This window comes from Paralcaligenes sp. KSB-10 (assembly GCF_021266465.1).
Taxonomy (GTDB): domain Bacteria; phylum Pseudomonadota; class Gammaproteobacteria; order Burkholderiales; family Burkholderiaceae_B.
In genome coordinates this window covers 1,865,858-1,881,407 of the sequence record NZ_CP089848.1, presented here as the reverse complement: position 1 = coordinate 1,881,407, position 15,550 = coordinate 1,865,858, and the positions used below count along the sequence as shown (strand labels likewise).

Annotated in this window: 13 protein-coding genes; 11 read left to right on the top strand and 2 right to left on the bottom strand. The window is 58.2% G+C overall.

Annotated elements, in window-relative coordinates:
- Positions 1–86 precede the first annotated feature (86 nt).
- From LSG25_RS08505 to fusA, 3 genes are read left to right on the top strand one after another with little or no spacing between them, the layout of a single operon-like run.
- The gene (locus LSG25_RS08505; protein WP_232744232.1) at positions 87–1,199 is read left to right on the top strand and encodes an ornithine cyclodeaminase; all 1,113 of its coding nucleotides are present in this window, start codon (positions 87–89) and stop codon (positions 1,197–1,199) included.
- Between the two features lie 8 nt (positions 1,200–1,207).
- Positions 1,208–2,122, top strand: a complete 915-nt coding sequence (rocF, locus tag LSG25_RS08500; RefSeq protein WP_370635973.1) for an arginase — start codon at positions 1,208–1,210, stop codon at positions 2,120–2,122.
- Between the two features lie 35 nt (positions 2,123–2,157).
- Entirely contained in the window at positions 2,158–4,278 is a 2,121-nt protein-coding gene (fusA, locus tag LSG25_RS08495; protein ID WP_232744230.1) for an elongation factor G, read from the top strand.
- A gap of 20 nt (positions 4,279–4,298) precedes the next feature.
- Here fusA and pobA read toward each other — a convergent pair whose 3' ends face one another.
- On the bottom strand, positions 4,299–5,480 hold the full coding sequence (pobA, locus tag LSG25_RS08490) for a 4-hydroxybenzoate 3-monooxygenase (protein WP_232744229.1): 1,182 nt from the start codon (positions 5,478–5,480) through the stop codon (positions 4,299–4,301).
- A gap of 206 nt (positions 5,481–5,686) precedes the next feature.
- On the opposite strand from pobA, the gene LSG25_RS08485 reads away from it, so the two are divergent.
- From LSG25_RS08485 to LSG25_RS08460, 6 genes are all read left to right on the top strand, one after another.
- Complete coding sequence (locus LSG25_RS08485) at positions 5,687–6,604, top strand: helix-turn-helix domain-containing protein (RefSeq protein ID WP_232744228.1); 918 nt, start codon at positions 5,687–5,689, stop codon at positions 6,602–6,604.
- Positions 6,605–6,787: 183 nt separating this feature from the next.
- Positions 6,788–7,954 (top strand): ABC transporter substrate-binding protein, encoded by a 1,167-nt coding sequence (locus LSG25_RS08480; RefSeq protein WP_232744227.1) that lies wholly within the window; start codon positions 6,788–6,790, stop codon positions 7,952–7,954.
- A gap of 61 nt (positions 7,955–8,015) precedes the next feature.
- On the top strand, positions 8,016–8,873 hold the full coding sequence (locus LSG25_RS08475; RefSeq protein WP_232744226.1) for a branched-chain amino acid ABC transporter permease: 858 nt from the start codon (positions 8,016–8,018) through the stop codon (positions 8,871–8,873).
- A gap of 15 nt (positions 8,874–8,888) precedes the next feature.
- Positions 8,889–9,947: a branched-chain amino acid ABC transporter permease gene (locus LSG25_RS08470; protein ID WP_232744225.1), complete on the top strand. Its 1,059-nt coding sequence runs from the start codon at positions 8,889–8,891 to the stop codon at positions 9,945–9,947.
- Positions 9,944–10,696 carry an ABC transporter ATP-binding protein gene (locus LSG25_RS08465; RefSeq protein WP_232744224.1) on the top strand — a complete coding sequence of 251 codons (753 nt, stop codon included), beginning with the start codon at positions 9,944–9,946 and terminating at the stop codon, positions 10,694–10,696. The genes LSG25_RS08470 and LSG25_RS08465 overlap by 4 nt, the downstream gene beginning before the upstream one ends.
- Positions 10,689–11,396 (top strand): ABC transporter ATP-binding protein, encoded by a 708-nt coding sequence (locus tag LSG25_RS08460; protein ID WP_232744223.1) that lies wholly within the window; start codon positions 10,689–10,691, stop codon positions 11,394–11,396. Before LSG25_RS08465 ends, LSG25_RS08460 begins: the two co-directional genes overlap by 8 nt.
- A 60-nt stretch (positions 11,397–11,456) precedes the next feature.
- Here the strand turns inward: LSG25_RS08460 and pcaD are convergent, their stop codons facing one another.
- Positions 11,457–12,722, bottom strand: coding sequence for a 3-oxoadipate enol-lactonase (gene pcaD / locus LSG25_RS08455; protein WP_232744222.1), 1,266 nt, complete (start codon positions 12,720–12,722; stop codon positions 11,457–11,459).
- Positions 12,723–12,999: 277 nt separating this feature from the next.
- Between pcaD and LSG25_RS08450 the strand changes: the two genes are divergently transcribed.
- Complete coding sequence (locus LSG25_RS08450; protein WP_232744221.1) at positions 13,000–13,722, top strand: ferredoxin--NADP reductase; 723 nt, start codon at positions 13,000–13,002, stop codon at positions 13,720–13,722.
- 783 nt (positions 13,723–14,505) lie between these two features.
- Positions 14,506–15,480 (top strand): tripartite tricarboxylate transporter substrate binding protein, encoded by a 975-nt coding sequence (locus LSG25_RS08445; RefSeq protein WP_232744220.1) that lies wholly within the window; start codon positions 14,506–14,508, stop codon positions 15,478–15,480.
- Positions 15,481–15,550 lie beyond the last annotated feature (70 nt).

The window sequence follows — 15,550 nt, the reverse complement described above, 5'->3', positions numbered from 1 at the left end:
AATATTGGCGATTTACTTTGCCATGGCTCTAGGCCACACTGCTTTCAACATCTCCAATTGGCAGAACCTATACTCTGGAGGCCATCATGAAAACCGGTCAAGTCAGCCATCGCATCCAAACCCTGTTTTTGAGTGCGCAAGATGTTGCGGTCATTGTGCGGCGCAAAGGCCTGGAGTTCTGTTTCAGTCAGCTGGTCGACGTGATGCGCGCCGATTTTCTGCGTTGGGCCGACTTCGACAAATCGGCCCGCGTTGCGAGATATTCGCCGAACGGAGTGATTGAGCTCATGCCGATTGCGGACAGCAAGACCTACAGTTTCAAGTATGTCAACGGCCACCCGCTCAATACGCAATTGGGCCTGCCTACGGTCATGGCATTCGGCGTGCTGGCCGACATGAATACCGGCACCCTTGAGTTGATCAGCGAACTGACCTTGACGACCGCCTTGCGTACGGCGGCGGCCTCGGCCTTGGCCGCCCGCGCCCTGGCTCGTCCGGATTGCCGCAGCATGGCTCTGATAGGCAATGGTGCGCAGAGCGAATTTCAGGCCCTGGCGTTTCATTATCTGCTGGGTATCCGCGAGTTGCGCCTGTTCGATCCCGATGTGGAGGCGACGCGCAAGCTGATGCGCAATCTGCAGGCTTTCGATCTGGGCCTGACGGCATGCGATTCTGTGGGCGAGGCGGTGCGAGGCGCGGATATTGTCACGACCATCACGGCGCACAGCGGTTTGGCCGAAGTACTGGATGCGGAAATGCTCGATGCCGGCATGCACATCAATGCCGTGGGCGGCGACAGTCCCGGCAAGACCGAGCTGGACCCATCGATTTTGCGGCGCGGCCAGGTGTTTGTCGAGTACGAGCCTCAAACTCGCGCAGAGGGCGAGCTACAGCGGCAGCCAGGGGATTTTGCCGTCACCGAATTGTGGCGGGTGCTGGCCGGGCAGGCCAAAGGTCGTGTCGATGCGCAACAGATCACCATTTTCGATTCGGTAGGATTTGCGCTGGAAGACTATTCGGCATTACGCTTGATGCGCGATCTGGCGCGCGAATTGGAAGTGGGGCAGGCTATTGGGATTGTTCCAGAGCTGGCAGACCCCAAGGATCTCTTTGGATATCTGAATTTGCTGAATAATGAGCCCCAGCGGGCATATATCGGGCCGCTTTGCAGTCAGACCGAAAAGGAAGTGTGTGGATGACCGGCAATATGAGTGCGATCAGTCTGATTGGAGCGCCCACCGATGTGGGGGCGAGTTGTCGTGGCGCCAGCATGGGTCCCGAGGCTTTGCGGGTGGCGGGATTGGCGCAGGCCCTGGAACGCCTGGGTGTCCAGGTTGCGGACTGCGGCAATCTGAGCGGCCCGGCCAATCCGTGGCAGCCTCCGGTCGACGGTTTTAGGCATTTGCCTGAAGTCGCGCAATGGAATGGCTTGCTGCACGACGCGGTCTATGCGGAGCTCTCGGCGGGGCGCCTGCCCGTCGTGCTCGGCGGCGATCATAGCCTGGGCATCGGCTCGATCAGCGCGGTGGCGCGCTATTGCCGGCAACACGGAAAAACCTTGCGGGTACTGTGGCTCGATGCTCACGCCGATTTCAATACGGCGGCGCTGACGCCCAGCGGCAATATCCACGGCATGCCGGTGGCCTGCCTGTGCGGTTACGGGCCACAGGAGTTGATTCGGATCGGCGGCCATGTGCCGGCCCTCGATGCGGCGCAGATCAGGCAGATCGGCATACGCAGTGTTGACGAGGGAGAGAAACAGTTTGTACATGAAGCGGGTATTGAAGTGTTCGACATGCGCACCATAGATGAAATGGGCATGCGTCAGACCATGGAGATGGCATTGCGGGATGTATGCGATAATGTGCATATGCACGTTAGCTTCGATGTCGATTTTCTCGATCCGGAAATTGCCCCCGGCGTTGCCACTACAGTACGCGGCGGGCCCAATTATCGCGAAGCGCAGCTTTGCATGGAAATGTTGGCCGATACGGGATGTTTATCCTCGCTGGATGTGGTGGAACTGAATCCGGCGCTGGATGTGCGTAACCAGACGGCCGAGTTGGCTGTCAGCCTGATCGAAAGCCTGTTCGGCAAGAGCACGCTGATGCGCAAATCGTAGCTATTCAAATACCAGGTTCCCAAGAGGAAATTATCGTGAGCCGCAAAACTCCTATAGAACGCTATCGCAACATTGGTATCAGTGCCCATATCGATGCCGGCAAGACTACGACCACCGAACGTATTCTTTTTTATTCCGGGGTAAGCCACAAGCTTGGCGAAGTCCACGAAGGCATGGCTACCATGGACTGGATGGAGCAGGAGCAGGAGCGCGGCATCACGATTACTTCGGCGGCCACTACCTGCTTCTGGAAAGGCATGGCCGGCAATTATCCCGAACATCGTATCAACATCATAGATACTCCCGGGCACGTCGATTTTACGATTGAAGTCGAGCGTTCCATGCGCGTGCTCGATGGCGCCTGCATGGTGTACGACGCGGTCGGTGGCGTGCAGCCACAGTCCGAGACGGTCTGGCGTCAAGCCAACAAATACAAAGTGCCGCGCCTGGCTTTCGTCAATAAAATGGATCGCGTCGGTGCCGATTTTTTTCGAGTGCAGCGGCAGATCCGTGAGCGCCTGAAGGGCAATCCGGTGCTGGTGCAAATTCCTGTCGGGGCCGAAGACAACTTTCACGGTGTGGTCGATCTGATCAAGATGAAGGCCATTATGTGGGACGATGCCACGCAAGGGGTCAAGTTCGAATATATCGATATCCCGGCCGAGCTGCAGGCCAGCGCAGGGCAGTGGCGAGCCAGCATGATCGAGGCGGTTGCCGAAGCCAGCGAGTCGCTTTTGCAGAAATACCTCGATGGCGTCGAACCGAGCGAAGATGAAATCAAGGCGGCATTGCGCCAGCGCACGATCGCCGGGGAAATCGTACCCATGCTGTGCGGCAGCGCCTTCAAGAACCGCGGCGTGCAGGCCTTGCTGGATGCGGTTATCGATTTCCTGCCCGCGCCCACCGATATTCCGCCGGTGTCCGGTCACGATGAGCGCGATCGCGTCGTCGAGCGCCGTGCCAGCGACGACGAAAAATTCTCAGGGCTTGCGTTCAAGATCATGAGCGACCCCTTTGTGGGGCATTTGACTTTTTTCCGTGTGTATTCGGGCGTCATGCGTTCGGGAGACTCGGTTTACAACCCGATCAAGGGCAAGAAGGAACGTGTGGGCCGTTTGCTGCAGATGCATGCCAATCACCGCAGCGAAATTACCGAGGTGTATGCGGGCGACATCGCGGCGGCGGTCGGCTTGAAAGAGGTGACCACCGGCGAAACGCTATGCGATCCGGCTCATGTGATTACTCTTGAACGCATGGTGTTTCCGGAGCCGGTCATCGCTCAGGCGGTGGAACCCAAGACCAAGGCCGACCAGGAAAAAATGGGCACGGCCCTGAACCGGCTGGCCGAGGAAGATCCCTCGTTTCGCGTGTATACCGACGAAGAATCCGGCCAGACGATTATTTCGGGCATGGGGGAATTGCATCTCGAGGTGCTGGTCGAGCGCATGCGCCGCGAGTTTGGCGTCGAGACGACCGTCGGCAAGCCGCAGGTGGCGTTTCGCGAAACCATACGCAAAGTCTGCGAGTCGAGCGAAGGGAAATTCATCAAGCAATCGGGCGGGCGTGGGCAGTATGGCCACGTAGTGCTCAAGATCGAGCCGCAGCCCGCCGGCAAGGGCTTCGAATTCGTCGATGCGATTAAAGGCGGTACCGTGCCGCGCGAGTTCATTCCGGCGGTAGAGAAGGGCGTGGTCGATTCCCTGAATGCCGGCGTGGTTGCCGGCTATCCGGTCGTCGACGTCAAGGTGACCTTGTTCTTCGGTTCGTATCACGACGTGGATTCCAATGAGAACGCCTTTCGCATGGCCGCTTCCATGGCGTTCAAAGAGGGCTGCCGCAAGGCGGGCCCCGTGCTGCTCGAACCCATGATGGCGGTGGAAGTCGAAACGCCGGAGGAAAAAATGGGCGACGTCATTGGCGATCTGTCGTCGCGCCGCGGCATGATACAGGGCATGGAGGACATTCCGGGCGGTGCCGGAAAAGCAGTGCATGCCGAGGTGCCGCTGGCGGAAATGTTTGGCTATTCCACTGCCTTGCGTTCGCTGACTCAAGGCCGCGCCACCTATACGATGGAGTTTCGGCATTATGCGGAAGCTCCGGCCATGGTGTCGGAGGCAGTGATACGTTCGCGTAGCCCGGAAAGAACCAAGGGCTGATCGTTCCCGGGAAACCGGGCTTACTCGATGGTTTCGTAAGGCAGGCCTACGTAGTTTTCGGCAATGTTGGCCAGGCCTGCCTCGGAGCTTGTGTAGTAGTCCAGTTCGGCCAACTGGATGCGTTGGCTGAAAGGGTCGTCGGAAAGTTTGTGCAGCATCGATGTCATCCACCATGAAAAACGCTCCGCCTTCCAGATGCGGCGCAGGCAGATTTCCGAGTATTTATCGAGCAAATCGCGGCGCCCCTCGTGGTAATTCTTTTTCATGATGGTGTACAGGGCATGGACATCGCTGGCGGCCAGGTTCAAACCCTTGGCGCCCGTGGGCGGGACGATGTGGGCGGCATCGCCCACCAGGAACAGATTGCCGAATTTCATGGGCTCCGCCACGAAACTGCGCAGCGGCGCGATGCTTTTCTCGATAGAGGGCCCGGTAATCAGTTTTGCCGCGACGTGTTCGGGCAGGCGGGCTCTGAGTTCATTCCAGAAGCGGTCGTCGGACCAGTCATCCACGCGATCTTCCAGTGAGCATTGCACGTAGTAGCGGCTGAGAATATTGGAGCGCTGGCTGCACAGGGCGAAGCCGCGTTCGTGGCTGGCGTAAATCAATTCGTGGTCGACAGGTGGCGTATTGGACAGCACGCCAAGCCAGCCAAAGGGATAGATACGTTCGAAGGTTCTGATGGCGTCATGGGGTACCGATCTGCGGCTTACTCCGTGAAAACCGTCGCAACCGGCGATGTAGTCGCATTCGAGTTCCATCCTTGCGCCGTCTTTTACGAAACTTACTCGCGGCTTGCCGGTATGGAAATCATGTATCTGAACATCCTTGGCTTCATATATGCTGATCCCCCCATGCTGGGCACGGGCCTGCATGAGATCTCGGGTGACTTCGGTCTGGCCGTAGATCATCACGGTTTTGCCGCCGGAGTAAGTCTTGAGATCGATTCGTCTCTGGATGCCGTTGAATGACAGCGAAACGCCTTCGTGCACATGTCCTTCACGGTCCATGCGTTCGCTGGCCCGGGCTTCTCGAAGCAGATCGACGGTGCCTTGTTCCAATACTCCGGCGCGGATGCGGGTCAGGACGTATTCCGGGGTTCTGGTTTCCAGAATGACGGTATCTATGCCCTGCAGGTGCAGCAACTGGCCCAGCAAAAGGCCGGAGGGGCCGGCGCCTATGATGGCTACCTGGGTTTTCATGAAGAGGTCTCCCGATCCACCCTTCAGCCGGCGTGCGCCTGATGCGACTGGCCGGCTTGGGCGGATTCTTTCTTGCCGTGGTTCAAGGAATGTTTCCATAGTGCGTCCACGCGGCGTATTTTGGAATGGACTTATAGCGCTAATATTTGTACTTTTCGAATATCTCGGATTTTCATTGCAAGCCGGGTGAAAAATCCTGTTAGGATATGAAAACACTTGAATTTGCCAAGGCGGTTATCAATATGGCTCAGGTAGAAGCAGTCCCTGTTTATAAATTGTACGGTGAGCACCGGCAGTGGATGACGCCCGACATGGTGCATTGCGAATCCATTCCTGATCGAAGCAAATTGCATAATTGGCAGATCAAGCCGCACCAGCACCATGGCCTTATCCAGTTCCTGTATTTAAGGGCCGGTACGGCGCAGGTCCTGCTCGACGACACGCATGTCGATATGGAAGCGGGCGGGATCGTGGTGGTGCCGCAAATGTGCATACACGGTTTCAAGTTCGCCCTGAATGCCGACGGATATGTGGTGACGCTGGCGTACCCCCTGTTCGACAGGATAGGCCGCGATATGGACGATGCCCTGATTGCGTTGCCCCGCATATATCGCCCAGGCTCCGGCGACGGTGCCCATATCGGCATGGCCTTCGAGGCGCTGAATAAAGAATACCGGGGGCATGCGCCGCACCGGAATCTGCTGATGGAATCACTGCTGTCGGCGATCCTGATCTGGCTCAGCCGCAATCCGGCCGACGCAGCCCAGGAGATGCCCGTTGGGGTGGATCGGGGGCAGAAGCATTTCAAGAATTTTTGCCTGCTGATCGACGAGAATTACGCCCGACACTATTCGGTCGATCAGTATGCGCGAAGGCTGGGCATTACCGCCGCTCACCTCAATGTGTTGTGCCGTCAACGAGTGGGGCAATCGGCGCTGGATCTGATTCATCAGCGTGTCTTGCTCGAAGCCAAGCGAAGCCTGGTTTACACATCCATGACGATAAGCCAGGTGTCCAATACTCTGGGGTTTTCCGACCCGGCGTACTTCACGCGTTTTTTCAAGCGCCGGGTGGAGCTGTCCCCCAAGGATTTTCGTAAACGGGCGGCCACGTTATCGGACTGACAATTCAATGTCTTCAGCATGTTCTCATAATGAATTATCATGCACGATAGCCAAGTGGGCCGGGTGCGGCAGAGCGCATGACACGTGCGCAATCGCCAGTTTCGCAGTCGGATTGTTCATTGAATGGCCGGATGAACCGGCAACCCATCAGAGGCATATAACTACAAATAGCAAGGAGAAATAATGCAGATCAATAAAATACTGGCCGGTGCCGCCCTGGTTCTTGGCGCCACGACTTCCGCCTATGCCGCCAATGACCTCAAGATCGGCATGGTATTGCCGATGTCGGGTCCCTTTGCGGCCTACGGCAAACAGATATTGAACGGCGCCCGCCTGTACATCAGCGAGCACGGCGACGCGGTTGCCGGCCGCAAAGTAGTGCTGCTGGTCAAGGACGATACCGGCGTGGCGCCTGAACTCAGCAAGCGCGCCGCTCAGGAATTCGTGGTCAAGGACAAGGTGAATATTCTCGCGGGCTTTGGCCTGACCCCCTCCGCCTTTGCCGTCGGGCCTTTGTCCGCCGAGACCAAGATACCTATGGTGGTCATGAACGCCGCAACGTCTTCGGTGACCACCAAGTCGCCGTATATTGTGCGTACCTCAATGACCTTGCCGCAAATCACGGCGCCGATGGCCACGTGGGCCGCTAAAAACGGCATCAAGAAAGTATTCACGGTGGTGGCCGATTACGGCCCCGGCCACGACGCGGAAAAACAATTCAAGAAAACCTTTACCGAGGCCGGCGGCCAGATTGTGGGCGAAGTACGCACTCCGGTCAAAAACCCCGATTTCGCTCCTTTCCTGCAAAAAGTCAAAGATGCCCACCCCGATGCCGTATTTCTTTTTGTGCCGGCGGGCGAGCAGGGGGTGGCTTTCAGCAAGGGCTTCAAAGAGCGTGGCCTGGAGCAGGCCGGCATCAAACTGATCGCCACGGGCGACCTGACCGATGAAGACGTGCTCGACGCGATGGGCGACTCGGCCCTGGGCGTCATTACTTCTTTCCATTATGCCGAGTCCCATAAATCGCCCGAAAACAAGGCCTATACAGAGGCCTATCACAAGGCCTACCCCAAAAACCGCGCCAATTTCATGTCCGTGGCCGGCTATGACGGCATGCATCTGATCTACGATGTACTGAAAAAAACCGGCGGCGATGCCAGCGGCGACAAGTTCATCGCCGCGGCGAAAGGCGATAAATGGATCAGTCCCCGAGGCCCGATCTCAATCGATCCGGCAACTCGCGATATCGTCCAGAACGTGTATATACGCAAGGTAGAAAAAGTCGACGGCAAGCTGCAGAATGTCGAGTTCGATCACGTGGCCGATGTCAAAGACCCGGGTAAACAATAAGCCGGTCCGCTACGGACGCATAATGCGTTCGTAGCCGCTCGTTCGATCGCGAGAACATTTCATGACGATCCTCTTCGATGGCATCGCTTCCGGCGTATTGCTTTTCCTTATCAGCGTCGGCTTGTCCGTGACCCTGGGCTTGATGAATTTCGTCAACCTGGCGCATGGGGCCTTTGCCATGTTCGGCGGCTATGTATGCGTCATCCTTCTTGGGCGCTTCGACGTGCCTTTTCTGGCGACGCTTCCTGTAGTCGCCATTGCCACGGCGCTGCTTGGCGTGGTGCTTGAGCGAACTTTATATCGGCGCTTGTACAAGGCTTCCGACCTCGATCAGGTCCTGTTTTCCATCGGGCTGGTTTTCATGGCCATGGCGGGCGCCAATTATTTCTTCGGCGCCTCGCAGCAACCTCTGGCGCTGCCCGATTTTCTGCGGGGCCAGTACCATCTGCCGGGCCTGGACATCGGCGTATACCGGCTTTTCCTGATTGGGGTGGGGCTGATTGTTGTGCTGTTGTTGCAATGGCTGGTGGTGCGCACCCGTTTCGGAGCCCAATTGCGGGCATCGGTCGACAATCAGCGTGCGGCCCGTGGCCTTGGCATCGACGTGGATCGTGTATTCAGCCTGACATTCGCGCTGGGGTCGGCCCTGGCGGGACTGGGAGGCGCCCTGGGTGTGGAAATGCTGGGCCTCGACCCCACCTTCCCGGTCAAATACATTGTTTACTTCCTGATCGTGGTGGCGGTGGGCGGCAGCGGCAGCATCAAGGGTTCGCTGATCGCCGCCATTATCCTGGGTGTGAGCGATGTGGCCGGCAAGTATTACGTGCCACAGATCGGCGCTTTTGTGATTTACGCGGTCATGGTTGCGATGCTGATTGTGCGGCCGCAAGGCCTGTTTGGGCGCCGTGCGGCGAAATAAGGCATGGGAACCCCAATGAAAGAAATTGCCATCACCGCCTCAGGGGCCGGGCCTCGGGTTTTGCTCGACCTGGAACCGTGGCGCCGCGCCGCGCGGTGGCGTCCTGCCGAGTATGTATTCTGGCTGATGCCGATTGTTGCCTATTTTGTGTTTGGCGATAATTTGCTGCTGATGAGCCAGATTGCCATCGTGTCGCTGTTTGCCTTGTCGCTGGACCTGATCCTGGGCTATGCCGGCATTGTGTCGCTGGGCCATGCGGCCTTCTTTGGCTTGGGCGCTTATGCAGCCGGCCTGCTGGCCAAGTATGGCATGGGGGAGCCGGTGCTGGGCCTGGCCGCGGCGGCGCTTGTGGCCGGTTTTGCGGGTTTTGTGTCCAGCTTTCTATTGTTGCGCGGCAGCGATCTGACCCGGCTGATGGTGACCCTGGGCGTTTCGCTAATGCTGTTCGAACTGGCCAACAAGCTGACCGATTTCACCGGGGGCGTCGATGGTTTGCAGGGTGTGGAGGTAAAGCCCTTGCTCGGCCTGTTCTCTTTCGATATCTACGGCCGCACCGGCTATGTGTATTGCCTTGTGGTGCTGTTCGCGATGTTCTGGCTGGCGCGGCGCATGGTGCATGCGCCGCTGGGCCAGAGCCTGCGCGGCATCCGCCAGAATGGCTTGCGCATGCCTGCGCTGGGTGTGCCGGTAAAAAGAAGGTTGGTGCTTGTTTACACCGTGGGTGCGGCCTATGCCGGGGTGGCGGGTGCCCTGCTTACGCAGACCAATGCCTTTGTTTCGCTGGATGTGCTCAGCTTCCAGCGTTCCGCCGAGTTGCTGGTCATCCTGGTGCTGGGCGGCACGGGCAGCTTGTATGGCGCCTTGCTGGGCACTATCGTGTTCATGGTGGCTCACAACACTCTGGCGGACATCAACCCGCAATACTGGGAGTTCTGGCTTGGCCTGTTCCTGGTGCTGATCGTGCTGTTTGCGCGCGACGGCATCATGGGGGGCCTGGGTCGCCTTTGCGCCGCATGGCGCCGGCGACATCCAGGCAGCGAGGCCATTTCAGGGGCGAGGGAGAATAGGCCATGAACTATGCATTGCAGACTCGCAACCTGGTCAAGAAGTTTGGCGGCTTTGTCGTGACCGACAACGTCAGCCTGAACGTCGCCGAGGGCGCGCGTCATGCCTTGATCGGGCCCAACGGCGCGGGCAAGACGACGCTCATCAATTTGTTGACCGGCTTTCTCGTGCCCACCTCCGGCTCCGTGACCGTGCATGGCCAGGATGTGACCGGCATGGCCCAGCACAGCCGGGTCCGGCAAGGTCTGGTCCGCACGTTCCAGATCAACCAGTTGTTTCCCGGCATGACGGTGCTCGAATCGCTTGTCATGGCCGTATGCGAGCGTCGCGGCCTGGGCGCCCGCTGGTGGCGTCCGGTAGGGATGTATGCCGAAGTCGCCGACGAGGCGGCCGAATTGCTCTCGCGCCTGCGGCTGCTCGACGTTGCATACGAAAAGATCCGAAGCCTGGCTTATGGCCGGCAGCGTTTAATCGAAATTGCGCTGGCCCTGGCTGCCCGGCCGCGTGTCCTGCTGCTCGACGAGCCCGCCGCCGGCGTGCCCGCCGGCGAGAGCCGCGAATTGTTTGAAACCATTGCGCAATTGCCTCGCGATGTGACCATATTGCTGATCGAACACGATATGGATCTGGTGTTCCGGTTTGCCGAACGCATATCGGTGCTGGTTGCCGGCGCGCTGCTAATGGACGATTTGCCGCAGGCAATCGCCAACGATCCCCGCGTCAAGGAAGTGTATCTGGGGGAGGCCGCCTGTGGCTGAATTGCTTCGTCTGAAAAATGTATGGGCGGGCTACGGCGACGCCACGGTACTGGAAGACATCTCCTTCGCGCTCGACGAAGGTACAAGCCTGGCGCTGCTGGGCCGCAATGGCATGGGCAAGAGTACATTGCTTGCCACCCTGATGGGAGCCGCCCGGTTGCGCCGGGGCAGTATGACCATCGAGGGGCGCGATCTGGTCAGGACTCCCGGCCATTTGAGAGCGCAGGCCGGTTTTGGATGGGTGCCCCAGGAGCGCGATATTTTTCCTTCCCTCACGGTCGAGGAAAACCTGACAGTCGTTGCCAGACCGGGCTCCTGGGATCTGGCGCGGGTGTATTCCACTTTTCCACGCCTGAAAGAGCGGCGCGCAAACATGGGTAATCAGCTTTCGGGAGGAGAGCAGCAGATGCTGGCCATGGGGCGCGCCCTGATGCTCAATCCCCGTATTCTGCTGCTCGACGAACCGCTGGAAGGCTTGGCGCCGCTGATTGCGCAGGAACTGCTGCAAATCATAGGCCGAATGGTGAGCGAGGGCAGTATGACGGTTATCCTGGTAGAGCAGCATGCCCATCAGATTCTGCCCATCACCCGGCAGGCTATTGTGCTGGAGCGCGGCCGCATCGTTTACGAGGGAGCGAGCCGTGTTCTATCGGACGACCCGGCCATGCTGGATCAGTGGCTGGGCGTCACGGCCCGTTGAGCTTGGATTGATGCGGGCGGGCGCAAGGCCCGCCTATGCCTTCGTCCCGTTCCATTCCAATTACGTCAGTGAAGCCAGGAAATTTTCGACGGCCTGTGCAAAGGCCTTGGGCTGTTCCGTGACGGCCAAATGCGATGCTTCGGGTATTACGACAAGCTGGGCGCCGGGGATTTGCGAGGCGATGGTCTTCGACATGGCCACAGGCGCGCCCTGATCCAGTTCGCCGGCAATGACCAGCGCTGGTGCCTTGATTTGCGACAGGCGGCGGGTTGTGTCGACGGTACCTACGGCATTGCAGCAGCCCATATAGCCGTCCTGGTCTGTGGTGACCAGGCGTCGGCGGAATGCGGCGACTGCGCCCGCGTGCTCCTGGCGAAAGCCTTCGTGAAAATACCGTTCCATGACCGCATCGGCTATGACTTCTATGCCTTGGGCGCGGACGGTTTCAATGCGTTGTTGCCAAACTGCCCGGACCGCATCGGGGTATTCCGACGTGGAGTTGGCGATGACCAGGGCCGATACCAGCGACGGATGGCGGATCGCCAGTTCCTGCCCAACCATGCCGCCCATGGATAGGCCGATCCAGATTACCGGCCCGCATCCGAGTTCGTGAACCAGGCGCGCCGCGTCCTCGGCCAGTTCCTCCATGCTGTAGAGCGCAAGCGGGGCATCGGAACTGCCATGGCCGCGATGGTCGTAGGAGACGACGTTGTAATCGGCCGTCAGGAAATCGGCCATCTGGTTCCACATGCTCAGATCGCAGCCCAGCGCATGGCTGAGCACTATGGTTTTGGGAGCCGGAGCGCGGCCGCGAGCCGGGCGCATACTGTAATGCAGCGCAGGTTTGCTGTGTGTGACAGCTTCTGTACCCGCACCCGGGCGGCGAGCTTCGAAGAGCGATGCGGGTTCGAGCTCATAGCCGATTTGCGGGCCGATTTCGCGCAGTATCTTCTGTGCGTGCGTAAAGCCTGTATTGGCGGCGGGCACGCCGGCATAGACCGCCGTCTGAATCAGGACTTCTTTCAATTCGTCTGGTGTCAGGCGCGTGTCTGGGTCGCCCAGCAAAGCAGCGCGCACGTGCAGCTCGAATTCTTCCCAGCGGCCCAGCGACATGGTGATGGCCAGCACTATAATGCGGCGAGTCTGTTTTTCGAGTCCGGGCCGGCTCCAGATCTCGTCCCAGGCAAATCGCGTGATCAAGTGCTGGAACTCCGCATTGAAATTGGTGGCATTGCCGATGGAGCGGTCCACCCAGGCATCTCCCAGGATCTGCCGGCGATTTCGCAGGCCGCGTTCAAGGTCATTGTCAAAGGGGTCGTAGCTCATGGGTGCGATACTCGGGGTGTGGTGAATGGAGGCGCAATGCGGCGAAACGCCTTGCGCTGTCGGGAAGCCAATTTTGCCACATAATAAAGGCATGCTTCTTGCGTGCCACATCCATATCGGGAACGCGGCAAGGAATGCCTTGATCTAATGCGGTGAGGCGAATTTAATCGCTATCGCAAGAAATAGAGCGAAAGCCCTTGTTGCGGCAGGGCTATTTCTTTACACAGGCTGGCAGGGGCTCCGCCCATGCGCCTTGGCTTATTCAGAAGGCGGCACCATGATGACTTATGACGTAAAACTGCAAAAACACGACAATGTTGCGGAAGGCACTATGGCCTTTCATTTTGAAAAGCCGAGCGGCTTCACGTTCAAGCCGGGACAAGCTCTGGATGTGATTTTGCCCGGGCTGGAAGCTGGCGATGCGCAGAATGCGCGACACACGTTTTCCATTGTCAGCGCGCCTGCGCAAAGTGATCTGGTTATTGCGACGCGCATGCGCGACAGCGTGTTCAAGAATGCGCTCAAAGCCTTGCCTGCCGGGTCTGTCGTGAAGCTCGAAGGGCCTTTTGGATCGCTGACTCTGCACAATAATCGCGCACGTGCCGCAGTTTTTATTGCCGGGGGCATAGGTATAACGCCTTTCATGAGCATACTGAAGCAGGCCGGGAACGATAAGTTGCCTCAGAGTCTGACATTGCTGTATGCCAACCGGCGGCCCGAAGATGCGGCATTTCTGGCCGAGCTGCAACAGCTCGAGCAGCAAAACGCGCATTTTCGCCTGATCGGCGTCATGGCGCAGATGGAAAAGTCCAGCATGCCCTGGAAGGGGGAAACGGGGCTGATCGACGGCGATCTGATAAAGCGCGCCATCGCTGGCCTGCAAAGCCCTATTTACTATCTGGTTGGGCCTCCGGCCATGGTTGAGGCCATGCGGACCACTTTGAATCAGATTGGTGTTGATGATGACGATATACGGACCGAAGAGTTTTACGGGTATTAGGGTATTTTTGGTTCGAGTGTTTACGGCATTCTTTGATGGATGGGGTATTGGTATATAAAGACGCCGTCTATCGGTGCTTGGGGTCAGGGCCGGCACGGCGTGCTTGATCCGGATCTACCTCGTCCAGGCGGGCGTCGGGCGAACTCGCCCAGCCTCGCGAGGCTGGGCTCAGACAGCGCCCGCCGAAAGCCCCCGCCTTCCCTACGGTAGCATCCGGCGCACGCCTTACGCCGGCCCTGACCCCAAGCCCCGATAGACGGCTCACGTAATGGCATGACTGGAATGAGCTTGCCGGCCCAGCGTATACCTCGCTGCATTGCCTCAACGCAAGCCGCAGGGTGGGCGGTGCTGTGTAGTCCGGCGGTAGTCCAGCGCCGGGTGCTGACGAAGGGAAGGCGGGGGCCTTCGGCGGGCCATGTTTGAGCGCAGCCGCGCCAGCGGCGTAGCGAGTTTGGCCCGACACCCGCCTGGACGAGGCAGACCCGGGCAGTCGGGGCGCGCAGCGCCACGACCGCTGGACGTGCCGGACTACACAGCACCGCCCACCCTGCGGCGTCTTTATAGAAAAAAACCGCCACAGACCCATACTTCCGATCCAAACCTGCTTGTCGTCTTGTCCGCCCGTTTGATTTCAAATGAATGTGCCAGTGATCATTTAGGGTTTTTGCTGATATCGGCCCATTAAGATCGGCTATTATGATTGCCTTAATACTAATATATTAGTATTTTAATTATTGAGTTTTCCAATTTTCCATAAATACCAATCGGCCGTGAGACTCTGAGATGAATATCGCTAGAAAATTATTTGTGCTTGCCTCGCTGGGGCTAGTCATGTCGGGTGCCTATGCGGACGACACGCCTGCCTATCCATCCCGGCAGGTTACTCTCATCGTGCCTTTCTCTCCCGGCGGGGGCACGGACACCACATCAAGATTCCTGGCCCAGAAACTCGGAGAAATCTGGAAGCAGTCTGTCGTGATCGAAAATAAGCCCGGCGCTTCCGGAATGATCGGCGCCGGATTCGTGGCACGCGCCAAGCCCGACGGATATACCCTGATGATGGGCAATATTGGAACGCAATCGATCAATCCGTCGCTGTATAAAATGCCCTACGACAGCAAAACTGCATTCGAGCCGATTACCGAGGTTGCCGAGCTGCCCTTGATCCTGGTTGTAAACCCCAAGGAAAATATCAAATCGGTCAAGGATTTGATCGATACAGCTAAAAAAGAGCCGGGCAAGCTGTTTTTCAGCTCTTCGGGAGCGGGCAGCTCGATGCAATTGGCGGCCGAGGTGTTTCAGAAAGATGCCCAGATCAAAATGACGCATGTGCCGTTTGCCGGCGAAGGCCCCGCCATTACCAATTTGCTGGGCGGACAGGTAAACGTGACCTTCGGCACTATTCTGGGCAGCGGCCCATTCGTCAAACAGCAAAGGCTGCTTGCGCTGGGAGTCACCAGCAGCAAGCGGTACCCGGCTTTTCCCGATGTGCCGACCATCGCCGAAAGCGGGCTGGATGGCTATAACTCGGTGTCCTGGGTGGGTTTGCTGGCACCCAAAGGCACGCCCAGGGCGGTTATCGATAAAATCTCGAAAGATGTGCAAACAGTACTTCAGAACCCGGAGGTCAAACAAAAGCTGATCAATCAGGGTGCGCTGCCTGTGGGATCCACGCCCGCGGAATTTTCGGAAAAAATAGCCAGCGATTACGCTTTGTACAACAAGATTATCAAAGATAACAAAATTACCGTTCAATAAATATTCCTGAATGTGGCGGCCGGTAAACCCGCTTCGGCGGGTTTCCACGGATGGCTGAACGGTGCGATAC